This window comes from Snodgrassella sp. B3088 (assembly GCF_026535815.1).
GTDB classification, from domain to species: Bacteria; Pseudomonadota; Gammaproteobacteria; order Burkholderiales; family Neisseriaceae; genus Snodgrassella; species Snodgrassella alvi_E.
The window spans coordinates 1-15,577 of sequence record NZ_JAFNPG010000002.1 but is presented as its reverse complement, the minus strand read 5'-3'; the positions used below and the strand labels follow the sequence as shown (position 1 = coordinate 15,577).

The window sequence follows — 15,577 nt, the reverse complement described above, 5'->3', positions numbered from 1 at the left end:
TCATAATCCGAAAAATATTGATACAGCTTAACCAGACTAAATATATTGTGAATTTATTTACCATCACCAGCTGCAATTCAGTACACTATTCATTTTCAGATTCAACCTGAGCACAATGATTACACAAGAACAATGTCAGCAATGGGATGCCAGCGACAAACTGGCAGCATTTAAAACCCAGTTTGAATTACCACAAGGGATAATCTATCTGGATGGAAATTCTCTCGGCGCAAAGCCCCGTCAGTCCTCAGAGCGAGCACAGTCTGTAATTAATCAACAATGGGGCACAGACCTCATTAACAGCTGGAACAAAGCCGGCTGGTGGGATTTGCCGCTGCGGCTTGGCAACAAAATCGGCCAGCTCATAGGAGCTAAAGAAAATGAAACCGTCGTTACAGATACCACCAGCCTTAATCTTTTTAAAGTACTGGCAGCCGCGGTCGATATTCAGCAGCAAAAAGACAACCGCCGTAAAATCATCATAGCCGAACGTGATTCTTTCCCCACAGATATCTACATGATTGAAGGATTCATGGCGCTGATTAATCAGGGCTATCAACTCCAGTTAGTCGATACACCAGCAGATCTGGCCGAAAGCATTAATCAGCATACTGCCGTGGTTGTGCTGTCACATGTCAATTATCGTACCGGCTACCTGCACGATATGGCATCCACCAATGAACTTGTGCATAGTCATGGTGCCCTGCTTATTTGGGACTTATGTCATTCCATCGGTGCCGTACCCATTGATTTAAATAGTAGTAATAGCGACTTTGCAATCGGCTGTACCTACAAATACCTTAATGGTGGCCCTGGTGCTCCTGCCATGCTATGGGTGCATCAGCGCTATCAGACCGCATTCAGCCAGCCATTATCAGGCTGGTGGGGACACGAAAAACCGTTTGAGATGGCAGTCAGCTATACACCTGCCGACAACATTCGCCGTTACCTCTGCGGTACACAGCCAATTGTCTCTATGAGCCTTATAGAGTGTGGTGTTGATATCTTTCTCCAAACTGATATGCAAGCCGTACGACACAAATCACTGCAACTGACCGATTTACTCATCAACCTCACTGAGCAGGAATGTGCCGGCCTTGGACTTACCTTGATTACCCCGCGCAAACATGAGCATCGCGGCAGTCACGTTAGCCTACGCCATCCACATGGTTATGCCATTGTACAGGCTCTGATTGCCCGCGGGGTAATTGGTGACTATCGCGAACCCGAAGTAATCAGGCTCGGCGTCACACCGCTATACCTGAGCTATACCGATATCTGGCAGGCTGTTCAGCATTTGAAACAGGTACTGATCAATCAGGAATGGGCACAGCCTAAGTTTCATACACGTGGGCAAGTAACCTGATAGACCGTTCTTTCATTCAGACAGCTAAAAGCCGAGCGTGAATCTTCTGCTCGGCTTGTGCATCTCATCCTAAGGAAAAAAGATGAGCAATTTCGAGCGTATACAGTCGCGGGAAACCGGCCTGCATAAAAAACTATCTGCCAGCCAGATGAGCATGATTGCCATTGGCGGTGCAATTGGTACCGGCTTGTTTTTAGGCAGCAAATTTGCTATCGGCTTTGCCGGCCCTGCAGTAATTATCAGCTATACCCTTGGCGGACTAATTGCATTGGCACTTATGGGTTGTCTGGCAGAAATGACCGTCCAGCATCCCACATCCGGCTCATTTGGCGCTTATGCTGAATTCTATCTGCACCCACTGGCCGGCTTTCTGGTACGCTACAGTTACTGGGCTTGCATCGTATTAGCCGTGGGTACAGAAGTCACCGCCATTGCCGAATACATGAAATTCTGGTTTCCGCAAGTAGATTCTTGGGTATGGATAGCCCTGTTTTCCTGCTGTTTGATTGGCGTCAATGCTTACAGTGTTAAAGCATTTGGTTCAGTAGAGTACTGGTTCTCAACCATTAAAATATTTGCCATCATAGTATTCATTTTGCTGGCAGTGGCTGTATTGGTATCACAAGGCAGTATCATCCGCATTGAGCACAATCTGTTTGGCAATGGTTTTGCCCCGCACGGATTTTCGGGTATTTGGACAGGTGTGATTATTTCGATATTCAGCTATCTGGGCATCGAAATGATTGCCATTGCCGCCGGAGAAGCCACTCACCCCGAGCAAGCAGTAAAAACAGCTTTCAGAGGTACACTAGCGCGACTGTTGATTTTCTACTTACTTGCACTCAGTCTGATAGTAATGCTGGTACCATGGCAGGAACTAATCAAAACAGGTAGTACCAGCCCTTTTGTCACTGTCATGCAAAACGTCGGCATTCCGTATGCAGATAGCATCCTTAATTTTATTGTTATCGTGGCCGCACTTTCTGCAATGAATAGCATGCTCTACATCGCCACACGTATGATGTTCAGCCTGTCTCGCGCCAACGAAGCACCACAAATTCTTGGTAAAGTGAAAAGCAACGGTGTGCCATTGAATGCGCTGGCTTTATCTTCTGCGGGGATTGCTGTAGCGGCACTGGTATATATGTTTAAACCGGAAAGCGCTTTTCCAGTAATGATAGCGTTATCTATGTTTGGTGCTTTGTTCAGTTGGGGAGCCGTATTTTTGACCCATCTGTGTTTTCGTATCCGCATGCAGAGACAGCAGCAGACACTAAAATTTCGTGTACCCGGATTTCCTTATATTACGCTGGCCGGTTTAATATCCATTATCAGTATTCTGGTAACCACATGGTTTACACCGATTTTCCACGCCACCCTTCTATTTGGTCTTCCTTTTCTAGTGTGCTTAGTACTAGCCTATCTCATTCAGGCCTGTCATAAAAAAAGCACAGCGAAGTAAATCTTTCCTATTCAAATAAAAAAGCAGCTTCGAGGCCTTACTCTGAAGCTGCTTTTTTATTTCTTAAACATTACCACATATTATTACAAATAGATAAAAATAATTTTCTTAATATACTAAATAAAAATATGCTTTTCAAATGCAATATAATGAACAATATTTGCACATTTATCTAAAAAATTGTCATTACTACTTCAGCACAAACTTATCATTTATTCAAAATATATAATTTGACTATTTATTTTCTGAGAAAATAGAATCAATAAATATATGACGGAAATCTATACCAAATAAATATCAGCTAAAGTTTCACAATTATGAGTAGAGTATTATTCAGTCAGCTTAAAACACTCCTTCAAATATATTAAAAGATTTGGATTTTTTTACTCGGTGTAAATAATAAGCCGGATTGGCAAGTACCATTGAGCTAAACATATTTACAAAAATTATAATCGAATTTTTTCCACCAATAGCAGAAAGAAAAGCATCAATAAATATTAAGAGAAACAACAAGACAATAGCTTTCCGCCACATGCCTGTACATAAAAAATACAGTGGACCGAAAAATAATGAACCTATATTATTTGCTAATATAAAACGCTTACCCATAGGTAAAGCTTTAAATGCCTCTTTAAATCTTGATGCATTTTTACGTTCAGGCAAACCATTTTCTTCATAAAATTCAAATCTGAATTGCCAAGCGTTACTTAAACCCCAATTAGAAAAAGCAAAATTTTCCTGACTATTATCATCCATCGTTTCACCTAAAACTATTGTTAAAAAAATAAAATTTTTATTACATTTAATAACGGATAATATTTCAATTTAACCAATTTTTCAATCTATCCTATTATTTTATTTACTGATATTTGAAATTTTGATTCAAAAATAGTCATATGTATATTTTAGAAGATAAATAACTCATGCCTCTGCCATTATCTGCATCAAAACATGAAAAAATTCATTTCATAGCCATTAATACAAATAGCATCACTCAGCAATATATTAAAATCAAAAAATTACTTAGACATAAAAAAGCTGCCTTAAATAAGGCAGCTTAGACTAAAAAATTCTATTACTGATTCATCGTAAGTAACAAATGATTCATACGTTTCACAAATGCAGCCGGATTTTCCAGCTTACCGCCCTCAGCCAACAGTGCCTGGTCATACACCAGCTCAGCCAACTCATTACGCTGAGCTTCGTCTTGTTCCACAGCAATTTTCTTAATCAGCGGATGTTCGGGGTTAATTTCCAGCGTAGGTTTCGTATGCGGAATTTGTCCGGCAGCACCCGAAGCCTCAAGCATGCGTGCAAGATGCTGGCTCATATCATGCTCACCTACTACCAAACAGGCTGGACTATCTGTCAGCCGTGCAGTTGCCCGCACAGCTTCCACCTTATCGCCCAGTGCAGTCTTGATCTGTTCTACCAATTCTTTATTGTCTTCTTCGGTTTTTGCCTGTGCCGCTTTTTCTTCCTCATCGGCCAAATTACCCAGATCCAGTGATCCTTTGGCCACACTCACCAGAGCCTTACCATCAAATTCCGGCAGACTATTTACTACCCATTCATCCACACGGTCAGTCAGTAGTAATACCTCAACACCTTTTTTCAGGAAGATTTCCAAATGTGGACTGTTTTTTGCTGCGGCATAACTATCGGCGGTAATGTAATAAATCTTTTCCTGACCTTCCTTCATGCGGCCAATATAATCAGCTAGTGAAACATTTTGCTCACTACCATCATTATGGGTGGAAGCAAAACGACACAAACCAGCAATCTTTTCCTTATTACTGAAATCTTCAGCAATACCTTCTTTCAGCGTATTCCCGAATACCTGCCAGAATTCAGTATATTTTTCCGGCTGGTTTTTCTTCAAATCTTCAAGCAATGACAAAACTTTTTTCACACTACCTGCACGAATCGTATCCAGATCACGGCTTTCCTGCAGAATTTCACGTGATACATTCAGTGGTAGATCACTGCTGTCTATCACTCCACGGATAAAACGCAAATAAGAAGGCATTAGCTTTTTTGCGTCATCCATAATAAATACACGTTTCACATACAACTGCACCCCATGCTTGGGTTCACGTTCATATAAATCAAATGGTGCATGTTTAGGGATATACAGCAAACCCGTATACTCATGCCGGCCTTCTACCCGAAAATGAGTCCATGCCAACGCATCATCATAATCATGTGAAACATGACGATAAAATGTCTGATACTGCTCATCACTGATTTCATTTTTCGGGCGTTGCCACAGCGCCTGCGCCTGATTCACCACCTCCAGCTCATCAGATGGTTTTACATTACCTTCTTCATCATATTCCGGTGCTTTTTTCATATAAATTGGCACAGAAATGTGGTCACTGTAAGTCGTCACAATGCGACGCAAAGTCCAGTCAGACAGCAAATCCTTCTCATCTTCTTTCAGATGTAAAATCACATCAGTACCACGAGAAGCTTTGCTAATCGGCTCAACAGTAAATTCACCGTCACCGGCACTTACCCAGCGCACCCCTTCATTTTCAGCCACACCAGCTTTACGACTTTCAACAGTTACGCTGTCGGCCACAATGAAAGCAGAATAAAAGCCCACACCAAACTGGCCAATCAAATTGGCATCTTTCTTATCATCACCTGTCAGCTTTTCCAAAAACGCTTTGGTACCCGATTTGGCAATCGTACCCAGATGCTCGATCACATCTGCTTCACTCATACCAATACCATTATCAGAAACCGTAATCGTTTTGGCTTCCGCATCCGCAGTTACCGTGATTCTGAATTCAGCATCATCACCGAGCAAAGAAGCATCATTCAATGATTCAAAGCGCAACTTATCACAGGCATCGGCCGCATTGGAAATCAGCTCTCGCAAAAAAATCTCTTTATTACTGTACAAAGAGTGAATCATCAGGTGTAACAACTGCTTAACTTCAGTCTGAAAACTGTGTGTTTGTTTCATAATTGTTCTCGAATTACCCAAAAATAATTGTTGTTAGATAAAAATAAGGGCAGCCCGATTCAGTTTCAAGCCAAACAGCTAATCAAATCCGCAGCAATCTAAAGTATAAAATTCCACGGGTCACAAACAGAAAATACCCCTGTACTCGTTTCACACAAAACTAATTGCTACAATATCATCTTTACACAAGTCTACTTAAACAGACACAACATCATGAACACACATCACTGTCTGCCTGATACAAGGGCATTTCCAACTGATCCAGTCAAAAACGACCTGCTCATGCATGCAGCCAGCTTGGCCAACCCCACATCCAAAGCACAGACCACCCTTGCCCGCGAAAGCCTGCATGTAGAAATCAGCCGCATGCTGGCTCAAAATCATTACACCAACCTAGCCGTAGCCTTGTCCATGGCAGCCAGCAGCAAGATATACAACATCCTCTGGGAAAGCCTAGAAAACGTCTTACAGGCACACACACCCACAGAAGTACAATGGCTCGCACTGCCTGTCATCGTTGTAGGTGGAGCCAAAGAAAATATTTGTCTTCCCGACACTATCCCAGTAACTGCCATAGCTGAAATCTTTAAAAACCAACCATGGACAGATGCTTGGCAAACCATCCACTGGGCACCACACCTGATCAATGACACCACCCTGACCCACATCAAGGCCAGTCAATGGTTCGCTGCCAAGCAAAATCCACAAAGCGCTGCAGAATTTCTCAGTCAGCTGCCGCACACCCCGCTTATAGTGGAAACGGGCCAGTCAGTACAAGTATTTTACGCACTTGGCTTTGCCGGCTCAGACATCCTACCAGCCCTCGGCCATCAGCTAGCAGATACCGCCCTACCCCTGATGCAGGTTTGGCAAACCCATCTAGCCAGTGCCGGAGCCACATTATTTACTAATCCGCTGCCACCGCAATCACCACTCAATGCCTTACGCAGCGGCAGTGCCATGCGTTTGCGTATGGCGTGTGATGTATTTACCACCAATGCCATCCGTTCTATTCGCTTGCAAAGCCCGCGCGTGGGCGTGGTCATCGCAGCACAAGATGGTGGCAATATCCTGTTTGGATTCAACGCTACCGACAGCGCATTCGAACTTCAGCCGCAGATTTTCCGCTGGCCGCTTACTCAAGCGGATGATATCGATACCATCGTACAAAATTTCATAGATTTACTGGCCGAATGCCATGTTGAAAACATCCACCTACTGCATGAGCCCATCAGTGCGCAAGCACAACTACCCAGCTATGCCCAATCCATCAACATGATCGGGCATAATCCATTATTTCCGCGGAGTCATTGACATGCCGGCCACCAAAGTATTATTTGTCTGTTTAGGTAACATCTGCCGTTCACCCATGGCCGAATATATCCTGCACAAACTCGTAGCAGAAAAAGGGCTGAGTGAACAAATTGAAATAGCCAGTGCCGGTACATCCGGCTGGCACAACGGCGAAGACATGCATCAAGGCACAAAACAAATTCTCTGTGCTCATAATATCAACAGCGATGGATTTCAAAGCAGCGAGGTCAGGCCAGAAGATATCGCCATTTACGATCATATCATCGCCATGGATGACAAAAATCTACATGATTTAGCCCGTATTTTCGGCGATAGCCGTCCAGACAAAGTTTACAAAATTACCGACTTGCTGCCAGAAAGTGAATACGATTATGTCCCCGATCCCTATTTCAGCGGCAATTTTAGCGAAACCTACACCATCATCCATGCAGGCTGCATTGCATGGTTAAATCATTGGCAACGCCAACACATACAAAAACTCTAGCTTGCTTCATCTCAATACAAACCATAGAGCAGCCTACTCAATAAAAAAGCAATATGGTAAAATTAATACCATATTTCAATTATTTGATGGCGTTAAAACCTGCCAAAGCCAAAAGCTTTGGCATTGTTTTGATACATAAAATCATCATAGAAACAAGGATTTTAAAATGGCAGGACACAGCAAGTGGGCCAATATCCAGCATCGTAAAGGGCGTCAGGATGCCAAACGCGGCAAAATCTTCACCCGCCTGATTAAAGAAATTACCATTGCCGCCAGACTAGGTGGCGGTGATCCATCAGCCAATCCGCGCCTGCGTCTGGCAATGGACAAAGCCACCGATGCCAACATGCCTAAAGACAATATTCAGCGTGCCATAGACAAAGGCACTGGCAATCTCGAAGGTGTCGAATATGTAGAACTGCGCTATGAAGGGTATGGTACAGGTGGTGCTGCAGTGATGGTAGACTGTCTCACCGACAACAAAACCCGTACCGTAGCCGATGTACGCCATGCCTTTACCAAGCACGGCGGTAATCTGGGTACAGATGGTTCTGTAGCCTTTCAGTTTGCTCATCAGGGCTATTTACTCTTTAGCCCCGACGTTGATGAAGATAGCCTCATGGAAGCCGCCCTCGAAGCCGGTGCGGATGATGTTATCATACAGGAAGACGGTTCAAAAGAAGTCATTACAGAGCCTTATCAGTACAGCAGCATCAAAGAAGCACTCGAACAAGCAGGATTTCAAGCTGCTGACGGCGAAGTCACCATGCGTCCGGTCAATGAAACGGTACTAGAAGGTGAAGAGGCAGAAAAAATGCAACGCTTACTTGATGCTCTCGAAGATCTCGACGACGTTCAGAACGTCTACACCACCGCGGTACTGGAAACCGAATAAAGCCAAACGGACTGCTATCCAGTCCGTTTTTTCTTACCTCCCCTCAACAGGCACAAAACGCTCAAATTCATGCAAGCCACTACCCAATTTTTTCAAACTGCTTCTGCCGGAGAATGTGCCGAAGTTCTCGATTTTTGGTTAAATGAATGCAGCATAGATGAAGCACCGGATACAGCAACCATACAGCAATGGCAACAGCTATTTTTACAGCGCGGTAATAAATTCATTCGCCTTGCATCTTTGTGCCAGCAATGGCTAAGCGAAGCAGAATCCCGATGAAAGCAACCCTTTTTTTCAACAAATGGCTGCTCATTGCCATCGTGTGGTTTCTAGCTAGCATTTATTTTCTGTTTTTCAAATCCAGCGGCAATCCTGTGCCTATTCCACAGTTCGATAAAATCTGCCACTTCGGCCTGTTTTTTGGCCAATTCTGGTTAATGGCCAAAGCCTATTTCAGTGCTGGCCTCACCATACCCCAACGTCTGTTTCTCATCAGCGCCATTATCTGGGCAGCCACCAGCGAAATCATTCAAGCACTGTTTACCACTCGCAATGGCGATATAATGGATGCCATTGCCGACCTTAGCGGTGCCATACTCGCACTATGGTTGGCTCAACAAATACAAACTGCTCGCCGCAACGGCAGCAGGGAGAAATACTAATAATGGATACTGACACCAACGTTTACCGGCAGCGACGCCAACATGTACTTAGTCAAATTGGCGAAGATGGAGTGGCTATTATTTTTGCCGCACCCGAACAAAGACGCAGTAACGACACCGAATACCCTTACCGACAGGATAGCTATTTTCATTATCTCACCGGTTTTCCCGAACCTGGTTCAGCCCTGATTCTCAACGGGCGCGAGCACAGCGCTACCTTACTGTGCCGCAACAAAGACCCCGAACATGAAATCTGGAATGGTTTCCGCTATGGCTACAGCGCTGCGCGCGAAGTATTTGCGTTTGATTGCGCCGATGACATCAGCCAGTGGCCGGCTTACCTCAAAAAAGCCCTGCCCGGCCATCGCCACCTGTTTGCTCTCTGGGGACTCTATCCCGACAATGATTCGAAAGTGCAGGAATTATGGTATGAAATTGCTCGCATAGCTAATTACCGCAAAACCAACGGCAGTACAATCGCACCTGAGAGCATGGTGAATCTTGCCACCATACTCGACCCTATGCGCCTAATAAAAGATGAGCACGAACAAAAAATCATGCGCATTGCTACCGAAATCAGCGCACAAGCACACATACGAGCCATGCAGACCACACGTCCGGGGCAATTCGAGTATCAGGTAGAAGCAGAAATCCTGCACGAATTCATGCAGCGCGGAGCACGTTTTCCCTCCTACAACAGCATCGTAGCCGGTGGCAAAAACGCCTGCTGTCTTCATTACGTCAGCAATAATTGCCAGCTTAAGCCAAATGAGCTACTCATGATTGACGCCGGTGCTGAGTATCAAATGTACGCCGGAGACATTAGCCGTACCTTTCCCATAAACGGCCGTTTTACAAGTGCTCAAAAAGATGTTTACGACATCGTACTGGCGGTGAATCAAGCCAGCATAGCTTCCACAGTCAAACAAGCAAACTGGCAAACCATCAGCACTTCGGCTATCCAAATGCTTACTCAAGGACTAATCGATCTAGGCATACTGCATGGCAGTCTGGAACAAAACATCGAAGCGCAGACTTACCGCCGTTTTTACATGCATGGCCTTGGCCACTGGCTAGGTCTAGATGTTCATGATGTGGGTGGTCGTTTCGATAATCAAGAACAACCTATATTACTACAGCCAGGCATGGTCACCACTATAGAGCCCGGTTTGTATATCAGCGCCGCAGATGATATACCAAAAGCATTTCACAATACAGGCATCCGCATCGAAGACAACATATTGGTTACAGAAAACGGCAACGAAGTACTCACCGCCTCTGTACCCAAAACCATTCCTGAAATAGAAGCGTTAATGCAACATTAAGTTAGCATCTCAGATACATCAGCGTATAAAAAAGCAGCCAGTTATTGAACTGGCTGTTTTTTCAGCTTAAAGCATTAATGATTGATTTGACGCGCTGCCAGCTCCTGCTGGGCTGTGGCAACCACATTACTGCCAAACAAAGCATTGACATCAGCTTCATCAAATACATAACGTTCATGACAAAAATCACAGTTCACCTCTACACTGCCTTGCTCAGCTACAGCTTCACCCACCTCTTGTCCGCCCAGCAATAACAACATATCGCTAACCTTGCCACGCGAACAAGTACAGGCAAACTCCACATTTTGCGGCGAAAACAGCCGTACCTCATGTTCATGAAACAGGCGAAAAAGTAAAGTCTGCACATCTAACTTTAACAACTCATCCGCCGTCAGCGTTTCTGCCAGAGCACACAATTCAGCCCAGCTATCATCATTGATATCTTGCTCAGGCAGCCTCTGCAATAACAACCCGCCTGCCTTTGATTCATCAGCGGCCAGCGTAATATGCGTGGCCAGCTGCTCAGAACGCGCCATATAATTCATCAGCATCTGTGCAATACTGTTTCCGGCCAGCTCCACCATACCCTGCCAAGATTCACCCTGAGCTGGCTGTAAAGTCAGCACAAACATACCGCCCTCACCCAGCAAATCCACGAGCGACATATTTTCATCGATTTTTGCAGACTCATCCCAGCGTGCTGTAGCTCGGCAGGTAGCAGCCGATGTAGCTTCAGCAACGAGCATCTTCAGCACACCCTTACCCTGCACCTGTACAATCAGATTACCATCAAACTTCAGATTGCTCGCCAGCAGCACCGCTGCAACAGTCAGCTCACCCAGAGCACGGTGAATCGCCTTAGGATAAGCTTTATTCTCTGCTACATGCTGCCATACTTCTTGCAAATTCACATGCAGACCACGCACCGGACAATCATCAAACACAAATCGTGTCAATTGATCCGCCGATATCAACTTAGTTTCTGCCATCATCAAAACCCCGACAAAATAAAGAATTAATATGGCTGCTACAACATAAAAATCAAGTTACGGACCTCAATACAAACAAATGCAAAGCTCATTTTTTAAGCAAAACATCAGTTTGCCTCACAACCTTTAGAACCATCACATATACACTTATAAAAAAATCTTCTCCCATTCTTAAATCAAAAATAATAAGTTTAAACTGAAAAAATCAATTTTAAATAATATTAAATAGATATAAATCTTAAAAACATAAATTCAATTAACACATACTTTAAAATATTTAATTCAGAATTAACCTTAGCACTAACAAACATACATACCAATAGATAGTAAAAATTCATTAGAAATATTAATAGAAACTCAATAAAAAATTAAATATTTCAATACACTAATCCATAATATAACTTGATGGAATAAAACATTTGTGTTATTTTAACAATTCATAACACCAATTAAACACCTATACCTATGAAAAACGAATTGGAGAACGCAATAGAATTTCGTCCAAAATTACCCAAGTCTCATCGGGTATAGACTAACCAACACTCATTTAAAAATTCAGCATAAAAACAGCTGAAATCATTTCTCCCAAGCAACGCAGATATCAGGAAATAATTATGTCCGACATACAAAATACAACAGAAATGAACACCATTATCTTATCTGAAGACAATTGCTATCAGCCAGATCGGCAGTGGAAAAGTGATCGTTATATATTTCAGGGCAGCCAAGGTAAACAGTTTATCCTTTCAGACTGGGGTATTTCTGAATTACCTTTTTTAAATCAATGTAATGAACTTGTACTAAAAGGCGCAAAGGCTTCAGATATTGTATTCACTCGCGAAGATGACGATTTAATCATCCATCCTTATGGCAACGCAGACAGCATCAGGCTACCGAGTTATTTTTTGAGCCCCCTGTACCGTGCATTCACTATTATCTCTGAAGATAAAATACTAGATGTGGTGGATGTAGCCTTAGGCGTGGCACAACAGACGGGCCAAAATGTAGCAGAAATTCTGAATCAACTCAAACAGGGGGAAGTAGAATCTGCTTCAGTGGAAGGGGATACATTAGGCCAATGGCCACTTAATAATACTGTGCCTGCTACCCACTTAATTGGAGGCAAAGGTAACGATACATTATATGGCTTAGGGAGCTATAGCATTCTTGAGGGTGGAGATGGTGATGATTATATAAGCGTTGAAAACTCAGAATATACTTTCATAAATGGTGGAAAGGGTAATGACTATATAAAGACCACTGCCCGAAACAGCTTATGTTTATTCGAAAAAGGTCATGGGCAGGATATTGTTGATGCTGCAGCATACGACAATTATGATTTTAAATACATGAATGAATTTGTATTTAAGGGTGCATCTGCTGATCAAGTACAGTTTATTCAACAAGGAGATAATCTCCTTGTTAAAGCTTATGGCAATGAAGATGTTGTCACTATTTTGAATTTCTTTATTTATGAAAAGGACGATTTCAAATTTACTTTTGATGATCGCTCATTAACCGCTAAAGATATTCCGGCCGATATCAAAGTTATACCTGCCATTGATACCAGCTCTGACAATGTAGCACTTGATGATAATGACCCAAGGCAATATGACGATCTGGTTTTAACTGGCACCGCTGGAGAAGATTTCTTATACGGAAGAAAAGGAAACGATATTCTGACTGGCGGCAGTAATACTGATAGCCTAATGGGTGGCGATGGAAATGATATTTTAGATGGTGGCAGCAACAATGATTATCTGGATGGCGGAAACGGAGATGATATTCTGATTGGTGGTACCGGCAACGATATGCTTTCCGGCGGTACTGGCAACGATACATATATTTTTGGCGCCAAACACGGAATGGATTCTATCTATGAATCTGAGTTTTTAGATGGAGAAATGAATACTCTAAATTTCACCGAATATAACAGTAATGAGCTTTGGTTCAATTTATTCCAAGGCCAGCTAACCATTACACATATTGGTTCATGTGATCAGGTAGTGGTAAGTATGTGGGGAGACTATTCTAACTCTGACCATTACAATATTGTTACTGCTGATGGCAAACAGATAGGAGCCAGCCAAATTAAACAACTGGTTGATGCTATGGCTACATTTGACACAGCTCATGGGATTGATCGTCATGATTATAACAATCAAGCAAACTTATTATTATCAGCTGATATGGTTAGCCAGATGCAGCAATTTACCCAACAATCCCAAGTTTCTTCCATGTGGGGATAAATAGTTACACGTATTTTGTTCAATCACACCTGCCATTTCCATAATGGCAGGTTAATTTATTGCTACCAAAATCTCGGTGTAGATACTAAAAATGATGAGATGTTAGCAAATAATAGTAATAAATATCCTGATAGATGGTACACGTATGATTAGCTATATAAAAGTTCAGGAGCTAATCACTATTTCTTTGCCTTTAATCATAGGCAAATTCACTAGAGCGGCATAAAGAAGTAGATTATATTAGTAAGCTGATTAGTTTTATTACTTAACAGTATTGCTATTAAGTTATATTTATATCTGATTACACATCAAAACAAATAAAACACCGTTATTTCCAGATATCTCAAATCCACATCAGCCTTAGTCTTTGCCATTTTTACAGTATTCTTCTTTTTTCTAGTTATATAAATCAGAATTAACAGTGAATATCTATAGCCTTAAAACTAATATAAAATTACAAGAATAGATATATATTTTTTTGTATCATCTAAATTTTATGCTAATTTATCCAGCAATATGACCGGAGACATCAGTATGAGAAATTTATTAATAACGTATACTAAAACTGTCTGCTTATCTGGCCTACTTTTGCTTACAGGGTGTTCTGATAATAATAAAGATAATGCAGCCAAACACCAAACCATACCTTTCGTCAATCAAGACCGGTTTGGCCGCTTTGATTCCATCGGTAATCTGGGGGGTAAACCGGTCAGTATTCCCAGTGGCGTTCTTTATACTGAAGTGAGCTATATTGGTGCCACAGAAAATTTTGATACAAGCAGTATAAATAAGCAACCGCCTATTACCTATCAGATGCCTATAAAAGAATTAGATTTTGATTATCGACTAACCGATGGTGCAGTAAAAAGCAAAAACGAACAAACTGATAGTGATTATAAACAAGATATCAAAATCTTAATTCCAAAGGCCAAGCATTTTCCATGGGGTTATACTAATGTATATAACTTATTCAGCCCCAATCAACCAAGAACTTTCAACCAGTGGTTTAATAATATTCTGAAATCGACAAAAGAAACTTGGAATTTTGAATATTTCAAACAGGCAAATAAAATATTTGGCTTAACCTATTATCAGGCCAATAACGGTATAAACCCTAAAACCAATCAACCATGGGAAGATAATATTATCGGAAATGATTTATATATTTATCAGGATTCAAATAATGACATTAAAACCCTAATCCTTTGCGATACGGTCGGTCAGATAAAATATTGTAAGCATGATTTTTTCATCAAAAATTTTCCGGTAAAAGTCAGTATTAGTTACGACCGTACCTATCTCAAGTTATGGCAACAAACCGAAAAAAATATCGCTGCCATACTGGATAGCTGGGTGGTGACTAATGATGGCAAATTAATTAAAAAACAGGCAGGCAAGGTATAAATTGAAACAGATGCATACCCTTTATACCACTAATTGAAGTAATGATTTTTGGAACAATGCATGTAATATTGATACAACCTCATTCAGCCAATTTGCCATTTTTTAAAAGAAATTCCGGTTTGCTTGCTATTTTACGCTAATTATATTCAGTAGATAGCATATATATTAAAAACATAATAATCCATTTAGCGTTAATATTTTNATTACATTAGTTAATTTTTGTATATATTTTTGTTTGCATTATCTTAAAATTATGCTAATTTGTACTTTAGTCTGATAGGAGACATCAGTATGAGAAATTTATTGATTTCGTATGCTAAAGCTGTCTGTTTAACTGGCCTGCTTTTGCTGGCTGGCTGTTCTGATAATAATGACAAAGCCAAACAGCAGCCGGTACCTTTCATTAATCAGGATCGATTTGGCCGCTATGATTCCATTGGTAATCTGGGCGGT

Annotated in this window: 13 protein-coding genes; 10 read left to right on the top strand and 3 right to left on the bottom strand. The window is 41.9% G+C overall.

Annotated elements, in window-relative coordinates; all coding sequences use genetic code 11:
* Positions 1-115: 115 nt before the first annotated feature.
* Complete coding sequence (gene kynU, locus J3U75_RS00535; RefSeq protein ID WP_267390027.1) at positions 116-1,366, top strand: kynureninase; 1,251 nt, start codon at positions 116-118, stop codon at positions 1,364-1,366.
* An 82-nt stretch (positions 1,367-1,448) separates the two neighbouring features.
* Entirely contained in the window at positions 1,449-2,828 is a 1,380-nt protein-coding gene (locus tag J3U75_RS00530; protein WP_267390026.1) for an amino acid permease, read from the top strand.
* Between the two features lie 342 nt (positions 2,829-3,170).
* On the opposite strand, the gene J3U75_RS00525 is transcribed toward J3U75_RS00530, so the two are convergent.
* Positions 3,171-3,584 carry a DUF2628 domain-containing protein gene (locus J3U75_RS00525; RefSeq protein ID WP_267390025.1) on the bottom strand — a complete coding sequence of 138 codons (414 nt, stop codon included), beginning with the start codon at positions 3,582-3,584 and terminating at the stop codon, positions 3,171-3,173.
* 319 nt (positions 3,585-3,903) lie between these two features.
* Positions 3,904-5,802, bottom strand: coding sequence for a molecular chaperone HtpG (gene htpG, locus J3U75_RS00520; protein ID WP_267390024.1), 1,899 nt, complete (start codon positions 5,800-5,802; stop codon positions 3,904-3,906).
* Positions 5,803-6,015: 213 nt separating this feature from the next.
* On the opposite strand from htpG, the gene J3U75_RS00515 reads away from it, so the two are divergent.
* The 6 genes from J3U75_RS00515 (at position 6,016) to J3U75_RS00490 (ending at position 10,482) form a co-directional block, all read left to right on the top strand.
* Positions 6,016-7,116, top strand: a complete 1,101-nt coding sequence (locus J3U75_RS00515) for a conjugal transfer protein (RefSeq protein WP_267390023.1) — start codon at positions 6,016-6,018, stop codon at positions 7,114-7,116.
* A gap of 1 nt (position 7,117) precedes the next feature.
* The gene (locus J3U75_RS00510; protein ID WP_267390022.1) at positions 7,118-7,600 is read left to right on the top strand and encodes a low molecular weight protein-tyrosine-phosphatase; all 483 of its coding nucleotides are present in this window, start codon (positions 7,118-7,120) and stop codon (positions 7,598-7,600) included.
* 166 nt (positions 7,601-7,766) lie between these two features.
* On the top strand, positions 7,767-8,495 hold the full coding sequence (locus J3U75_RS00505; protein WP_267390021.1) for a YebC/PmpR family DNA-binding transcriptional regulator: 729 nt from the start codon (positions 7,767-7,769) through the stop codon (positions 8,493-8,495).
* Positions 8,496-8,564: 69 nt separating this feature from the next.
* Positions 8,565-8,774, top strand: a complete 210-nt coding sequence (locus J3U75_RS00500; RefSeq protein ID WP_100139870.1) for a dioxygenase — start codon at positions 8,565-8,567, stop codon at positions 8,772-8,774.
* Positions 8,771-9,157, top strand: a complete 387-nt coding sequence (locus J3U75_RS00495; RefSeq protein ID WP_267390020.1) for a VanZ family protein — start codon at positions 8,771-8,773, stop codon at positions 9,155-9,157. The genes J3U75_RS00500 and J3U75_RS00495 overlap by 4 nt, the downstream gene beginning before the upstream one ends.
* A 2-nt stretch (positions 9,158-9,159) precedes the next feature.
* Positions 9,160-10,482 (top strand): aminopeptidase P N-terminal domain-containing protein, encoded by a 1,323-nt coding sequence (locus J3U75_RS00490; RefSeq protein ID WP_267390019.1) that lies wholly within the window; start codon positions 9,160-9,162, stop codon positions 10,480-10,482.
* 74 nt (positions 10,483-10,556) lie between these two features.
* Here J3U75_RS00490 and hslO read toward each other — a convergent pair whose 3' ends face one another.
* A complete protein-coding gene (gene hslO / locus J3U75_RS00485) occupies positions 10,557-11,471 on the bottom strand; it encodes an Hsp33 family molecular chaperone HslO (RefSeq protein ID WP_100157074.1) in 915 nt (304 codons plus the stop codon).
* A 614-nt stretch (positions 11,472-12,085) separates the two neighbouring features.
* Between hslO and J3U75_RS00480 the strand changes: the two genes are divergently transcribed.
* Together J3U75_RS00480 and J3U75_RS00475 are read left to right on the top strand one after the other, a co-directional pair.
* On the top strand, positions 12,086-13,720 hold the full coding sequence (locus J3U75_RS00480) for a calcium-binding protein (RefSeq protein WP_267390018.1): 1,635 nt from the start codon (positions 12,086-12,088) through the stop codon (positions 13,718-13,720).
* Positions 13,721-14,254: 534 nt separating this feature from the next.
* Positions 14,255-15,124, top strand: a complete 870-nt coding sequence (locus J3U75_RS00475) for a hypothetical protein (RefSeq protein ID WP_267390017.1) — start codon at positions 14,255-14,257, stop codon at positions 15,122-15,124.
* The last annotated feature ends 453 nt before the right edge of the window (positions 15,125-15,577 follow it).

What these genes read in the sequence shown, in the direction of transcription:
- J3U75_RS00505 (WP_267390021.1), top strand. Translation starts at nt 7,767, where the DNA reads ATGGCAGGACACAGCAAGTGGGCCAATATCCAGCATCGTAAAGGGCGT.
- J3U75_RS00495 (WP_267390020.1), top strand. Translation starts at nt 8,771, where the DNA reads ATGAAAGCAACCCTTTTTTTCAACAAATGGCTGCTCATTGCCATCGTG.
- hslO (WP_100157074.1), bottom strand. Translation starts at nt 11,471, where the DNA reads ATGGCAGAAACTAAGTTGATATCGGCGGATCAATTGACACGATTTGTG.
- J3U75_RS00475 (WP_267390017.1), top strand. Translation starts at nt 14,255, where the DNA reads ATGAGAAATTTATTAATAACGTATACTAAAACTGTCTGCTTATCTGGC.
- J3U75_RS00530 (WP_267390026.1), top strand. Translation starts at nt 1,449, where the DNA reads ATGAGCAATTTCGAGCGTATACAGTCGCGGGAAACCGGCCTGCATAAA.
- J3U75_RS00510 (WP_267390022.1), top strand. Translation starts at nt 7,118, where the DNA reads ATGCCGGCCACCAAAGTATTATTTGTCTGTTTAGGTAACATCTGCCGT.
- J3U75_RS00525 (WP_267390025.1), bottom strand. Translation starts at nt 3,584, where the DNA reads ATGGATGATAATAGTCAGGAAAATTTTGCTTTTTCTAATTGGGGTTTA.
- J3U75_RS00480 (WP_267390018.1), top strand. Translation starts at nt 12,086, where the DNA reads ATGTCCGACATACAAAATACAACAGAAATGAACACCATTATCTTATCT.
- J3U75_RS00490 (WP_267390019.1), top strand. Translation starts at nt 9,160, where the DNA reads ATGGATACTGACACCAACGTTTACCGGCAGCGACGCCAACATGTACTT.
- J3U75_RS00515 (WP_267390023.1), top strand. Translation starts at nt 6,016, where the DNA reads ATGAACACACATCACTGTCTGCCTGATACAAGGGCATTTCCAACTGAT.
- kynU (WP_267390027.1), top strand. Translation starts at nt 116, where the DNA reads ATGATTACACAAGAACAATGTCAGCAATGGGATGCCAGCGACAAACTG.
- htpG (WP_267390024.1), bottom strand. Translation starts at nt 5,802, where the DNA reads ATGAAACAAACACACAGTTTTCAGACTGAAGTTAAGCAGTTGTTACAC.
- J3U75_RS00500 (WP_100139870.1), top strand. Translation starts at nt 8,565, where the DNA reads ATGCAAGCCACTACCCAATTTTTTCAAACTGCTTCTGCCGGAGAATGT.